Below are 14,031 nucleotides of genomic sequence, written 5' to 3'. Positions count from 1 at the left end.
CCGGCTTAGCGCCGGTTTTTTTATTTATGCCTGCGGCTTTTCGCCGTTTTCATCCTGATCGACCGCGAAGCAGGCCACCAGCTGTCCGCCATAATCCTTCAGCTGTGGCTGCAACTGCGTGCACGGACCGAAGCGGCGACGGCAGCGGGCGTTGAACGCACATCCCGGCGGTGGGTTCAGCGGGCTTGGCAACTCGCCGGTCAGCTTGATGCGCTCACGGCGGTCATCCGGGTTCAGCCGCGGCGTCGCAGACAGCAGCGCCTGGGTATACGGATGACGCGGGTTAGTAAAGATCTGATCTTTCGTCCCCTTCTCCACGCAGCGTCCCAGATACATCACCATCACCTCATCGGCAATGTGCTCAACCACGGACAGGTCATGGGAGATGAAGACGTACGACAGCCCAAGATCCTGCTGTAAATCCATCATCAGGTTAAGCACCTGCGCACGAACGGACACATCAAGCGCTGAGACCGGCTCATCGGCAATCACCACGTCCGGGTCAAGCATCAACCCACGGGCGATGGCAATACGCTGACGCTGACCGCCAGAGAACATATGCGGGTAGCGATCGTAATGCTCGGTTTTAAGCCCTACTTTCGCCATCATCGCCAGCGCTTTTTCACGACGCTGCTCTTTGCTCAGATTACTGTTAATCAGCAGCGGCTCTTCCAGAATTTGCCCGACTTTCTTCCGCGGATTCAGAGAGCCGTACGGGTTCTGGAATACGATCTGGATTTTCTGGCGGCGCAGCTTCTGCGCCTGCGGATCGTGCTTGAGCAGATCCTGTCCCTGATAGTAAAGCTCGCCGCCGGTTGGCGTTTCGATCATCGTCAGCAGACGGCCCAGCGTGGATTTCCCACAGCCCGACTCCCCGACGACCGCCAGCGTTTTACCGCGTTCAAGGCTGAAGGAGACGCCGTCCAGCGCTTTTACCAGGCGCTCGGGGGCAAAAATCCCCTTCTTCACCGGGTAATGTTTTTTCAGGTCGATAGCCTGCAACAGCGGCTGTTGCGTGGTGGCCTCGTGCGTACTCATAGTGTTGGCCTCCCGGCATCATCGAGTGGGTAGTGGCATTTTGACTGCCGACCATCGGCCAGCAGATTCAGCTCTGGCTCCTCGGCGCGGCATTTATCCGTCGCATACGGGCAGCGCGGATTCAGCAGGCAGCCCTGCGGACGGTCATATTTACCCGGAACCACGCCCGGCAACGACGCCAGACGCGCTTTGTCCTGGGCAAACTCCGGCAGCGCACGCAGCAATGCCTGCGTATACGGATGACGCGGCGCGCGGAAGATATCGTGCGAACTTCCGGTCTCCACCACCTGACCCGCGTACATCACGATGATTTTGTGTGCCGCTTCCGCCACCAGCGCCAGGTCGTGCGTAATCAGCACCAGCGCCATATTCTCTTTCTGCTGCAACTCCAGCAGCAGCTCGATGATTTGCGCCTGGATGGTCACGTCCAGCGCGGTAGTTGGTTCATCCGCAATCAGCAGTTTTGGTCGACAGGCAATCGCCATGGCGATCATCACGCGCTGGCTCATGCCGCCGGAAAGCTGATGCGGGTAAACGTCCAGACGCGATGCCGGGTCAGGTATCCCCACCTGGTTCAGCAGATCGATAGCACGCTGGCGACGGGTTTTCTTGTTACCACCCTGATGCACCTTAATGGCTTCCATAATCTGGAAACCCACGGTGTAGCACGGGTTCAGGCTGGTCATGGGATCCTGGAAGATCATCGCCACTTCCGCGCCCACCAGCTGGCGGCGCTGTTTTTCGGAAATGCGCTTCAGATCCTGACCGTTGAACTCCAGATTTTCCGCCATCACGCGTCCGGGGTAGTCAATCAGCCCCATAATCGCCAGCGAACTCACTGACTTACCGGAGCCCGACTCTCCTACAATCCCGACCACTTCGCCCTGATTAACGCTGTAGCTGATGCGGTCCACGGCGCGAAACGGTGTGCCTTCGTCGCCAAAGTGCACGGATAATTTATCTACATTTAATAACGCCATCTCGTGCCTCTTACTGCTTCAGTTTGGGATCAAGTGCATCACGCAGACCGTCACCCATCAGGTTAAATGCCAGCACCGTCAGCAGAATCGCCAGACCCGGGAAGGTGACGACCCACCAGGCGCTTTGCGCGAACTGCAACACGTCGGAGAGCATGGTGCCCCACTCCGGTGTTGGCGGCTGCGCACCCATGCCAAGGAAGCCAAGAGCGGCCATATCAAGAATGGCGTTAGAGAAACCGAGCGACGCCTGAACGATCAGCGGCGCAAGGCAGTTTGGGAAGATATTGATAAACATCTGACGCATCGCACCGGCACCCGCCACGCGAGAGGCGGTAACGTAGTCGCGGTTCACTTCCACCAGCACCGCCGCACGGGTCAGACGCACGTAATGCGGTAGCGCAACAAACGTCAGCGCAAGCGCGGCGTTACCAATCGACGGACCAAAGATCGCCACCAGCACCAGCGCCAGCAGCAGGCTTGGCAATGCCAGCATAATGTCGACGACGCGCATGATGATGTTATCAACAATGCCGCCGAAGTAGCCTGCCACCAGGCCGAGTACGATCCCCATGATCAGCGACAGTACGACAACGAGGCAGCCAACCAGCAGCGACAGGCGTGCGCCGTACATCAGGCGCGACAGCACATCGCGGCCCACGTCGTCGGTGCCCAGCAGGTGCGTCAGGCTTCCGCCGTCCTGCCATGCAGGAGGTGCCAGCAGCGCATCGCGGAACTGATCAGCCGGGTTATACGGCGCAAGGAAGTTCGCAAACACCGCAATCAGGATCATGATGGAAACATACACCAGCCCGACGACCGCGCCTTTGTTGCGCTTGAAGTAGTGCCAGAACTCCTGCATCGGCGTCATTGGCACCGGTGCGGTGACCACTTTATTTTGAGTAACTTGTGACATGATGGCCCCTTACTTCTTATGACGAATACGCGGGTTCACCACGCCGTACAGCAAATCGACCAGCAGGTTGACGAGGATAATCATCGTCGCGACCAGCAGTACACCGCCCTGCACAACCGGATAGTCACGGCGTTGCAGCGCATCAATCAGCCAGCGTCCAAGACCCGGCCAGGAGAAGATGGTTTCGGTCAGGATCGCCCCCGCCAGCAGCGTACCGACCTGCAAACCGATAACGGTCACCACCGGCAGCATAGCGTTACGCAGGGCATGAATGATGATGACGCGCATACGGGTCAGGCCTTTAGCGCGGGCAGTACGAATATAATCCTCGCCCAGCACTTCCAGCATGGAGGAACGGGTCATACGCACGATCACCGCCAGAGGGATGGTGCCCAGCACCATTGCAGGCAGGATCATGTGCGCAACCGCATCAATGAAGTTGCCCTCTTCGCCCCAGATCGCCGTATCAATCAGCATAAAGCCGGTTAACGGGTTGGTGTCGTCAAGGAAAACCATATCGCTGACGCGTCCGGAGACCGGCGTCAGGTTCCACTGCACCGAGACCAGCATGATCAGCATCATGCCCCACCAGAAGATAGGCATGGAGTAGCCGGTCAGTGCCAGGCCAACAGCGGTGTGGTCGAAAATAGAGCCACGCTTAACGGCAGCCAGTACGCCAACGGGGATCCCTACCGCGGTCGCGAAGATCATGGCGCAGATACCGAGTTCCAGCGTCGCTTTAAAGCGCGGCACGAACTCGTCCCACACCGGAAGACGGCTTTTCAGTGAAATCCCTAAATCGCCGTGCAACACGCCCCAGATATAGTGGAGATACTGCTGCCACATCGGCTTATCAAGGCCGAGTTCAGCCAGCAGTTGCGCATGACGTTCAGGGGAGATACCACGCTCGCCTGCCATAATCATTACCGGGTCACCCGGGATCATATGGACGAAGGCAAAAGTGAGAAGGGTGATACCGATAAACGTCGGGATAACCAGTCCCAGACGTCGGAGGATGAACTGCAACATAACCCGGATTCTCTCTGATGACGCACGCCCAGTGGCATGACGTCTGTATTGCTCACAAATGTAAATTTCCTCTCCCTGTGGAAGAGGGTTAGGGTGAGGGGGGGCATGCACGACCCTCACCCCTGCCCTCTCCCAAAGGGAGAGGGAGAACACCCTACTTATTATTCAACAGACACGTTTTCGAAGTGGTGTTTGCCCAGTGGATCGACCACGTAGCCCTTCACTTCTTTACGCACTGGCTCGTACACGGTGGAGTGAGCAACAATCAGCGCCGGAGCCTGATCGTGCATGACAACCTGAGCTTGCTTGTACAGTTCGATACGTTTGTTGTGATCGTCGGTCGCACGCGCCGGCTGGATCAGATCTTCAAACGGCTTGTAGCACCAGCGAGAGTAGTTGGAACCGTCTTTCGCTGCCGCACAGCTGAACAGGGTCGCGAAGAAGTTGTCCGGATCCCCGTTGTCGCCGGTCCAGCCCATCATGACCGCCTGGTGTTCGCCCGCTTTGGCGCGCTTCAGGTACTCGCCCCACTCGTAGGTCACAATCTTGGCCTGTACGCCAATCTTCGCCCAGTCAGCCTGAACCATTTCCGCCATACGACGTGCGTTCGGGTTGTAAGGACGCTGTACCGGCATCGCCCACAGCTCGACGGTGAAGCCTTTGTCCTGGCCCGCTTCTTTCAGCAGCGCTTTCGCTTTCTCAGGATCGTAGGTGTAGTCCTTAATGTCGTCGTTATAGCCCCACATGGTTGGTGGGATCAGGTTCTTGGCCGCAACGCCCGCGCCCTGGTAAACGGCTTTGATGATCGCTTCTTTGTTCACCGCGTAAGTCAGCGCCTGGCGCACTTTCACGTCATCGAACGGTTTCTTCTCGGTGTTGAAGGAGAGATAACCCACGTTCAGGCCCGCCTGCTCCAGCAGGTTGATATTTTTGTCCTGCTTCATGCGCGCGATGTCAGCCGGGTTTGGATACGGCATCACCTGACATTCGTTTTTCTGCAATTTTGCGTAACGCACGGATGCGTCAGGCGTGATGGAGAAGACCAGGCGGTCGATCTGCGGCTTGGTGCCCCAGTAGCCCGGGAAGGCTTTATACAGAATACGGGAATCTTTCTGGTACTGAAGCAGCTGGAACGGGCCGGTACCGATTGGGTTCAGGTCCACTTTTTCCGGGGTGCCGGCTTTCAGCATGTTGTCCGCGTACTCTTTAGAGAGAATCGAGGCGAAGTCCATCGCCAGGTCAGCCAGGAATGGCGCTTCCGGACGCGTCAGTACAAACTGAACGGTTTTATCGTCCACTTTTTTCACTTCAGCGATCAGGTCTGGCAGACCCATCCCTTCGAAGTATTCATAGCTGCCGCCAGACACTTTATGGTACGGGTTCTGGGCATTTTTCTGACGGTCGAAGGAGAACACAACGTCGTCGGCGTTAAAGTCGCGCGTAGGTTTAAATTCTTTGCTGTCCTGCCACTTCACGCCCTGGCGCAGGTGGAAGGTATAGGTTTTACCGTCTTCGCTGATATCCCACTTTTCAGCCAGGCCAGGAATTACTTCCGTGGTGCCGGTTTTAAATTCAACCAGACGGTTATAGATCGGTACAGAGCTTGCGTCGTAAGTCGTACCAGAGGTAAAGAGCTGTGGGTTAAAGCCTTCCGGAGAGCCTTCAGAACAGTAAACCAGGGTTTTTGCCTGTACGCTTGCTGCAACGGTCATGGCCACCAGGCTCAGACCAAGCTTCAGCATCCCTGACTTCTTCAAGGAAATACTCATTATTGTGCTCCAATGTGATGTTTTGCTTTGTTGTGTTACGCCGCCTGACCTTTATTTATTTTTTACCCGGTCCGGTCGGTGATGCCCGAAGGCGTTAAAAGGGATAGAGAATCCTTTCAGAAGAGCGTTTGAGTTGCAGCGCAGATCCTCCCTGAAATGCCCCTCGTGCCCTACAATCTGTCAACAGAATGTGAAAACGTCAATACAGGTGGCGGGGATTTACGTGGAGTGTGAGAAACCGCAAACAAAGATTAAAAAAACCCTGACCGTGAGTTTTCAGCAGAGAAATTTATGCTACTCGCCATGATGCAGCACAATTATCTTCATATTTCGCAACACTCAGTGATTAAGTTTTATTCAGAATGGGTAAATTTTCTTACAGAATGGTGATTATCTGAGCACTAAATACCGCGAACGTTAAAACGCACAGCGAAAAATGCTGAGGTTATCCATAAGCAACGCGAAAAAAGATCAAACTATATATAAAAAAATACAATGGATTATGTCACAAAACCGCAAGCAGGCAGGGGGAAGCAGGGCTAAGGGGTATTTTGAGGACTCGTGCGGGGTAACGCGTTAATGCAAAAAGGGCTAACCTTGCGGTTAGCCCTTTTTAGAATGTGGTCGGCGAGAGAGGATTCGAACCTCCGACCCACTGGTCCCAAACCAGTTGCGCTACCAAGCTGCGCTACTCGCCGAATGCGGAGCGCATCTTACTGCTGAGGTGCGCCCCCGTCAATCCCTTATTTTCAAAAAGCCATTCAACTGGCGATATTCTCGCCAGACCAGCTACTGCGCGGCTTTTGTGGTGTTATCAGGGAGTTTACACCAGTTGTTGTTTTCGTTAATCCCACCGTTCGGTGAGGTATAGCCGAGACAACCCATAATGGTGTCGTACAGCTCAACGTGACGGCGCGGTACCTTGATCTCTGCCTGCTGTTTCAGATGGGCAAACATTTTGGCTTTGTCCGGGTTTTCCAGATACTTATCCGACATCCACATGATCATCGGCACGCGGAACTGCTCAGGCGGGGCCAGCTTACGCGGCGTGCCGTGTAAATGCTCTTTCTCGTTGATGGACTCGCCGTGGTCGGCCGCGTAAATCACAATCGCTTTCTTATCGCGAAGCTGGTCGATCACCCGGCTGAGGAAGGTATCCACATACAGAATCGAGTTATCATAGGCATTGATCAGCTCCTGCTTGCTACAGTTCTTGTTAATGCCGACGCACTCAGGCGTCCATTTAGCGAAATCGCGCGTGTAACGCTGATAGTAGCTGTAATGTGACCCTTTGGTATGCAGAACAATAAGGTGCTTACCCTGCGGATGGTTTTTCAGCGACTGTTCCATCTCAGAGAGCAGCAGCATGTCATCAACGTTCTTTCCGCGGTTACGCGGCTCGGCGCCAATCTGTTCGCGGTAAGCGATGTTATCCGCCATGGTGTTGGTGTAGAACCACATCTCACTTTGCATGGCGAACAGATCGGAGCTAAATCCAAGCTGCTTCAGAACAGCAAACACGTTTTGCTCTTTGAGAGTGCGCTGAGGATTATCACTCGCACCGCCCTCACGAACAAACATACAGCGCAACGAGAGCTTCGTGGCGGTATCGCAGGAGTAGCCGCGGTATGCCACCAGGTTCTTTTCCTGCGCCAGTTTCGGGGTGGTATCGCGGTCATAACCGAGAATACCCATATGATCCCAGCGCGTCGTTTCGCCGATAACGAAGACCACGTAAGTATCATCCAGCCCGTCAGCCGGAGCCTGGTAGGTGAACTTTTTGGTCGGGTTAATCAGCGATTTCACATCGCTGGATTCGTCCGCCTGGGCCCAGGCATAAAGACCTAACGCCGACAGCCAGTTAGACGGCAGATACGAGTTAGCCACCACGCCGCCATAGCTTGGCATATCTACGCCTGTCGCTTTTTCGATCCGTTTTTGCTGTTTTTCCATCAGACGAATAGGCGCCCATACCAGCAGACCCGCCAGAAGAACGACGGCGACGTTACGAATGCGTTGCCCACGGGTACGCAGCTGGCGTAACAGGGTATAGCGACAGGTATTACTCCAGATAAAGAAGAGCGGGATCAGGCAGGTCAAAATCGTCCACATGATGAACCCTTGTCCCACCACCTCTTTCGAGAGGTCGATGTCCGTGGTCATCACCGAGGCCACAATACCGTAGCCAATGACTACGTTCATGAATGTCATGTAATAGCTTGCGGCGGCAGAGATAATCACCACCAGCGAGGCCAGAACCTGCCATGTACGTCTGCCAAAAAGCGAGAGCAGACGTAGCAGGAAGAAGGTTGCCAGAATTGAGCCAAACACTTCAATCGCGGCGAAAATTCCGTTTCTTACGGTGAGGTGTTCAAAATAACCTTCCACTCTTCTGAACAGCACCGCGCCATTCAGAAACAAACCGATATAGACAGCCAGCATCAGACACAATCTTTGCTGGGTAAGAGACCTGATATATTTCATGCAAACAACCCTGGGGGAAGGGGTATAAAGACCCGCCGAATCTCATTGAGAAAGCAGACAGAGTAAGTAGGTGCGAGATAAACCGTTATCAGAAACGTCTACAAGCGCGATAAGTAGACCACAGCGAGGAAGAAAAGTGGCAGCAGAGAATGTGAATCGATGAAAATTTTTACAAAATAACAAGTCCGGAAGTGATATTGCGATAAAAAAAGAGGCCCTGCGGCCCCTTTTTATCGAATCATGCATGCGCTTCTTTATATACCTCGCGCTGCGGCTGACGAATCGTGGTGGACAGTGCCAGTGAAATAATCAGCAAGGCAAATATCACGCAGAATGTCACGTAGAAGCCACCAAACAGCGAGGCAATCAGCGACCCGCAAATACTGCCGATACCGAAGCCGAGATAAATCACACCGTAGTTTTTCGCCAGATTGTTCAGGCCGAAGAACTCGCTCACCAGCGACGGGAAGACGGTAATGGTACCGCCAAAGTTAAAGGCTACGCAGGCTATCGCCGCAAAGAATGTCGCTTCGTTCAGCGGTGCAAACAGCAGCGCCGCCATGCCCACCAGAGAGATGACCTGCCCCAGCGTAATCACGCGGATGCGGGCGATTTTGTCAGACAGGATACCGAGCACCAGACGACCCGAGAGGTTAGCAATGGAGATAACCGTTACCGCGTTCGCCGCCGTCGCCGCGTCCAGTTTTACCATCCCTTGCGCGATATCTTTCGCCACGCCGATGACATACAGACCGCTCATGCAGGCCGTCAGGAACATCACCGCCAGCATCCAGTACTGCGGTTTACGCATGGACTGTGCAAGGGTGAAATCATTCTCCACCACACCGTTAACGGTTTTCACTTCCTGCTGCGGCGCGTCTTTCATCAACGTTGCGCCGAAGAGGATCATCACCAGCACAATCACGCCCCAGATCATAAAGGTTTTCTCAAGCCCCACCGAGGCCAGCAGATGCGCATCGATGAATTTGAAGCCGAGGCTGCCCAGGCCATATGAGCCAATGGCAAACGCGGAGATAAGCCCTTTACGCTCCGGGAACCACTTCACGCAGTTAGACAGCGTCAGCAGGTAACCTGCGCCGTCCGCCAGCCCCACCAGCACCCCGGCGCTCAGCCACAGCATCATCAGGTTGTCGGAATATGCCGTCAGGAAGAAGCCCACGCCCAGCAAGATCCCGGAGGCCATGGTTACACGCTTCACGCCGAAGCGCTCCTGAAGTTTACCCGCCACGGAAGAGGAAATTGCTAACCCAAGACTCAGCAAGCCGAAGGAGAACGCCACCTGGCTTATTGGCGCGCCGAGCTTATCAGACAGGGCGCTGTTAAACAGGCTCCAGGTATAGACCGATCCCAGTGCGAACTGGGTAACGATGGTGCCGAATAGCGTCAGCCAACGCGTGCGGTTATAAGTTGATGTGTTCATGGCAGTGTCCTGCAAGATAAATTAAGGAAATTCGCTGAGGACACGATAAACAAAACCCCATAACGCCAGGGGTAAAATGGCATGAAATGCAGGAGAAACGGAATGAAATGCCTGGAAGCGGGAATGAATGACCTTGCCGGAGAATGAAGCGCTGTCCTGTTAGTGAGTACTATCGCTCCAGACCCCGTCATCATTGTATAAAATATGTTATCGTAGCGTTTAAAAAAATAACAACCTTTAAAATTTGGCGCTCAATCCCAGCGTATATAAATATTCTTCTTCAGCTTGTTGGTTATAGCTGATCTTCGCCCAGGGATGTAAATCACCATACTGCGTATCGACACGCCACCCCAACGAGTTCACGCTGGCATGCCAGAGTGGATCGGTAAGCGACTGCGTGGTGGTTGTATCCTCAAACGCATTCACCGGTACGGGGGGAGCGCCATCAGTGCGCCACGCCATGACGGGCCCGGTGGTGAAATGTCCCGCCACGGGAAAATTCCAGCCAACGCTCAGAACGGTTTCCGCATCTGAACCGGATGGGTCGTTCAGGGCAAACCCCGCAGCATTCTGCGAATGGTTAATACGCTCCGCGAGAATATCTTCATAACGAGGTTGGTGATCGGCGTCCCATGTATAGCGTTCCGTCGTATTACTTTGTGCATCTGAAACGATATATTCCTGTTGCCACGCAAAAGCGGTGTTACAAAAAAGCAGGCAGGCTGAAACACCCACCAGGCCAGAAGCAGCATGGCGACCACTGATTTTTTTTATCATCATCAAAGCGACTCCAGAAAGAGCCGAGTTCGGCGATATATGTCATTGTTCGAAGAGGTATTAGGGCGTATAGCCCTGTATTAACTATTGTCTCTTTAGCAGACACGTCAAGCCGGGCAGATTGAAATTTTTGCGTTTACCGTATCAGGAAGGGAGATGACCTATGCAACGTTGCGGCTGGGTAAGCCAGGATCAGTTTTATATCGATTATCACGACAAGGAATGGGGCGTACCGGAAACCGACGGTAAAAAACTGTTTGAAATGATTTGCCTTGAAGGCCAGCAGGCCGGACTGTCGTGGATCACCGTTCTGAAAAAGCGTGAGAACTATCGCAAAGCCTTCCACCAGTTCGATCCGGTAGCGGTTGCCGCCATGACCGACGAAGACGTGGAAAGGCTGGTTCTGGATACCGGTATCATCCGCCATCGCGGTAAAATTCAGGCCATTATTGGTAACGCGCGGGCTTATCTGGCGATGGAGCAAAACGGCGAACCCTTCTCAGCATTTGTCTGGTCGTTTGTGGATAACGAGCCGAAGGTGACGCAGGCCGCCACGCTTGCAGAGATCCCAACATCGACCCCCGCCTCAGATGCCCTGTCGAAAGCGCTGAAAAAACGCGGCTTCAAGTTTGTGGGCACCACCATCTGTTACTCTTTTATGCAGGCCTGCGGGCTGGTCAATGACCACATTACGGGCTGCTTCTGCCATCCGGAGGGCCACCATGATCCGCAAATGGCAAAGTGAGAACACCGCTCCGCTTTTGAGTCTGTGGCTGGAGAGCACCACCGAGGCGCATCCGTTTATCGATGCAAGTTACTGGCAAGCGAATGAAGCGGTAGTGCGGGATGAATACCTTCCCGCCGCCGAGACCTGGGTCTGGGAAGAAAACGGTACCCTGTGCGGTTTTATCAGCGTCATGCAGTTCCAGTTCGTGGGGGCGCTATTTATCGCCCCGGCGTTCATCGGAAAGGGGATCGGGCGTGCGCTGCTGAACCACGTTCAGCAGCACTATCCGTATTTAACTCTGGAGGTGTATCAGAAAAACGTGCGGGCGGTGAATTTCTATCATGCTCAGGGTTTTCGCATCGAAGACAGCGCCTGGCAGGATGATACCCAACACCCGACGTGGATCATGAGCTGGCAGGCGGATCAAACGCCGTAAGGGTAAGCGCTGGCCCCTCATATTTTTCCACCCATGCCAGCGCCGTATTCCCCGCGCAGCCATTCCCCAGCTTCGAGCTGGGGAGATCTTTGGTCAGCACGTTTACGGCGCCGTTCTTACAAATACCGCCCTCGTCCAGCGCCAGATCCGGCCATGCGCCCTGATGAATGCAGAAAACGCCAGGGCGGATCCCGTCACTCACCACAGCGCCTGCCAGCACCTGCCCGCGCGCGTTCCAGACTCGAACGAGATCGCCGTGGTTAATCCCCCGCGCCTTTGCGTCATCGCTGTTCAGCGCGATCGGCTCACGACCGGCCACCGCATACTGCTCGCGCAGAGCCGAATAGTTGAGCTGGCTGTGCAGACGATGGGCGGGATGGGCAGACAGCAGCTGAAGCTGCCCCGGCTGCGCATTGCCATGCCATTCGTCCGGCTCCAGCCACGCCGGATGCGGCGGACAGTCCGCGTAGCCAAAGCTGGCGATGCGTTCGCTGTAGATCACAATCTTCCCGCTTTCGGTTTTTAACGGGTGATTCTCCGGATCGCGACGGAAGTCAGCAAAGCGCACAAACCGCGCATTCTGCTCGCTTTCCGGCATTTCGAAAAGTTGATTCGCCTCCCAGAATTCAGCAAATGGCGGCAGCGTCACGCCCTGCGCAGCCCCGCGCTGGCTGGCAATCTGGTAAAACGTTTCCAGCCATTGCAGATCCGTTTTACCCTCGGTGAATCGCTCCCGCCCGCCCGCTTCCCACATTTCACTCAGGTCGGCAAAGACATCAAAATCATCCCGCGCTTCATCCCGGGGAGCCACGACGCGCTTCATTGGCACCATATGCTGGTTGCTGTAATCCCCGGTCATAGTGAGATCGTTACGCTCGAACGAGGTCGTGGCGGGCAAAACGATATCGGCATGTTTCGCTGACGCGGTCCAGAAGCACTCCGAGATCACCACCAGCTCCGGTTTCTGCCAGGCACGGATCAGGCGGTTGGTATCCTGGTGATGGGTGAAGTTGGCCCCACCCGCCCACCAGACAAACTTAATATCCGGGAAATGACGATCCTGGCCGTTGTGCTGATAAAACCCGCCAGGGTTCTCCAGGGCTTCAACAATGCGTGCCACCGGAATTTTATCCACAGCGTCCACGCCCCCCTGCACCGAGCCCTGCATGGAAGCCAGCACCGCGGCTTTACGCGTGGGGTTGCCGCCGTTAGCAAAGTGATAGGAAAGGCCAAAACCGCCGCCGGGTGTGCCAATCTGTCCGAGCATCGCGGCGAGCGTCACCAGCATCCAGTGCTTCTGCTCGCCAAACTGCTGACGCTGCATCCCCCAGCCGGACATGAGCATCGTGACATGGCTATGGAATAACGCCGCCAGTTCGCGGATTTTAGCGGCATCAACGCCGCAAATCGCCGCGGCCCACTCTGCGGTTTTGGCGATACCGTCGGCTTGTCCCGTCAGGTAGTCGGCAAATTTATCGAAGCCCGTGGTGCAGCGCGTCAGAAATTCCGTATCGTGCCAGCCGTTCTCCACCAGGGTGTGGGCGATACCCAGCATCATCGCCACGTCGGTGCCCATATGCGGCGCGATCCACTCGGCGCTGTCGCCGAAGAAATCCAGCGTTTCAGAACGCATCGGATCGATACAGATGATGCGCTTGCCGCTTTTGCGCAGCGCATCGAAGTAGGAAACGCCCTGCTCGTCGGACGCATTCCAGGCAATTTTTAGGGTGTTGAGCGGATTGGCGCTCCACAGCACCACCACCTCCGCATGCTCCAGCACCAGCGGCCAGCTGGTCTGCTGCTGATAAACCTCATTCCCGCCCACCACATACGGCATGATCGCCTGCGCCGCGCCGGTCGAGTAATCGCCCAGATGGCCGGTGTATCCTCCGGCCAGGCTCATATAGCGTTGCAGCAGGGTGGAAGCCTTATGCAGCACGCCGTTCGAGCGCCAGCCATAGGAGCCAGCAAAAATGGACGACGGGCCATAGGTGTCGCGAATGCGTTTATGCTGGGTATGGATCAGCGTCAGCGCGTCGTCCCAGCTCACGCGAACGAACTCATCCTGCCCGCGAATACCCTGCGGCTTATCCGGTGACGCCAGAAAGCCTTTTCGCACCATCGGCCAGCGGACACGGGTTTTGCTGTGTACCTGATCGCGAACGACGGTCTGTAAAGAGTTGAGATGGCGCGAAGGCAAAGCCCCGCGAGACGACAGCACAGTGTCGCCATCGGTTTCGACCAGCATCGGCCCCCAGTGGGCGGCGGTCAGAATGGTTTTTGTTGAGGTGCTCAAAGCGTGCGCTCCTGGTTGCGTGCAGGTGTTTCGGCCTTTCATTGAGGCAATTTATCGTTTGTGACAAATTTCAGAGTTATACACTGAATTTTCTCCGTATCCGGACGTCATAATCCACTGCCACGTCCGTCGTGGCAAAGA

The 14,031-nt window shown here is 55.2% G+C and carries 11 protein-coding genes and 1 tRNA gene; 2 read left to right on the top strand and 10 right to left on the bottom strand.

The genetic code is table 11. From position 1 onward, the window contains the following. Positions 1-24: 24 nt before the first annotated feature. The 9 genes from dppF to ACOTW6_RS10145 form a co-directional block, all read right to left on the bottom strand. Positions 25-1,038, bottom strand: a complete 1,014-nt coding sequence (dppF, locus tag ACOTW6_RS10185) for a dipeptide ABC transporter ATP-binding subunit DppF (RefSeq protein ID WP_017383568.1) — start codon at positions 1,036-1,038, stop codon at positions 25-27. Continuing rightward, the gene (gene dppD / locus ACOTW6_RS10180) at positions 1,035-2,018 is read right to left on the bottom strand and encodes a dipeptide ABC transporter ATP-binding protein (RefSeq protein ID WP_045333501.1); all 984 of its coding nucleotides are present in this window, start codon (positions 2,016-2,018) and stop codon (positions 1,035-1,037) included. The genes dppF and dppD overlap by 4 nt, the downstream gene beginning before the upstream one ends. A gap of 10 nt (positions 2,019-2,028) precedes the next feature. Beyond that, on the bottom strand, positions 2,029-2,931 hold the full coding sequence (dppC, locus tag ACOTW6_RS10175; protein WP_017383569.1) for a dipeptide ABC transporter permease DppC: 903 nt from the start codon (positions 2,929-2,931) through the stop codon (positions 2,029-2,031). A gap of 9 nt (positions 2,932-2,940) precedes the next feature. Next, positions 2,941-3,960 carry a dipeptide ABC transporter permease DppB gene (gene dppB / locus ACOTW6_RS10170; RefSeq protein WP_006810536.1) on the bottom strand — a complete coding sequence of 340 codons (1,020 nt, stop codon included), beginning with the start codon at positions 3,958-3,960 and terminating at the stop codon, positions 2,941-2,943. A 161-nt stretch (positions 3,961-4,121) separates the two neighbouring features. Further along, complete coding sequence (gene dppA, locus ACOTW6_RS10165; RefSeq protein WP_003860756.1) at positions 4,122-5,729, bottom strand: dipeptide ABC transporter periplasmic-binding protein DppA; 1,608 nt, start codon at positions 5,727-5,729, stop codon at positions 4,122-4,124. 621 nt (positions 5,730-6,350) lie between these two features. Continuing rightward, positions 6,351-6,427 (bottom strand) — tRNA-Pro (locus ACOTW6_RS10160). A 91-nt stretch (positions 6,428-6,518) separates the two neighbouring features. Then, the gene (eptB, locus tag ACOTW6_RS10155; protein WP_017383570.1) at positions 6,519-8,213 is read right to left on the bottom strand and encodes a kdo(2)-lipid A phosphoethanolamine 7''-transferase; all 1,695 of its coding nucleotides are present in this window, start codon (positions 8,211-8,213) and stop codon (positions 6,519-6,521) included. 238 nt (positions 8,214-8,451) lie between these two features. Next, positions 8,452-9,654: an L-lactate MFS transporter gene (locus ACOTW6_RS10150; protein WP_023295746.1), complete on the bottom strand. Its 1,203-nt coding sequence runs from the start codon at positions 9,652-9,654 to the stop codon at positions 8,452-8,454. A 237-nt stretch (positions 9,655-9,891) separates the two neighbouring features. After that, positions 9,892-10,434 (bottom strand): hypothetical protein, encoded by a 543-nt coding sequence (locus ACOTW6_RS10145; RefSeq protein ID WP_062933156.1) that lies wholly within the window; start codon positions 10,432-10,434, stop codon positions 9,892-9,894. Between the two features lie 160 nt (positions 10,435-10,594). On the opposite strand from ACOTW6_RS10145, the gene tag reads away from it, so the two are divergent. Next, on the top strand, positions 10,595-11,176 hold the full coding sequence (tag, locus tag ACOTW6_RS10140) for a DNA-3-methyladenine glycosylase I (protein WP_121478496.1): 582 nt from the start codon (positions 10,595-10,597) through the stop codon (positions 11,174-11,176). Further along, the gene (locus ACOTW6_RS10135) at positions 11,154-11,594 is read left to right on the top strand and encodes an N-acetyltransferase (RefSeq protein WP_213789126.1); all 441 of its coding nucleotides are present in this window, start codon (positions 11,154-11,156) and stop codon (positions 11,592-11,594) included. The genes tag and ACOTW6_RS10135 overlap by 23 nt, the downstream gene beginning before the upstream one ends. Here ACOTW6_RS10135 and ACOTW6_RS10130 read toward each other — a convergent pair. Further along, positions 11,563-13,932 (bottom strand): molybdopterin guanine dinucleotide-containing S/N-oxide reductase, encoded by a 2,370-nt coding sequence (locus ACOTW6_RS10130; RefSeq protein WP_213789125.1) that lies wholly within the window; start codon positions 13,930-13,932, stop codon positions 11,563-11,565. The genes ACOTW6_RS10135 and ACOTW6_RS10130 overlap by 32 nt on opposite strands. Positions 13,933-14,031: the final 99 nt, after the last annotated feature.

Origin of the sequence: Enterobacter cloacae complex sp. IR5403 (assembly GCF_049238705.1) — a bacterium.
In the GTDB taxonomy this organism is placed as follows: Bacteria; Pseudomonadota; Gammaproteobacteria; order Enterobacterales; family Enterobacteriaceae; genus Enterobacter; species Enterobacter hormaechei_C.
This window is presented reverse-complemented; position numbering and strand designations above follow the sequence as displayed.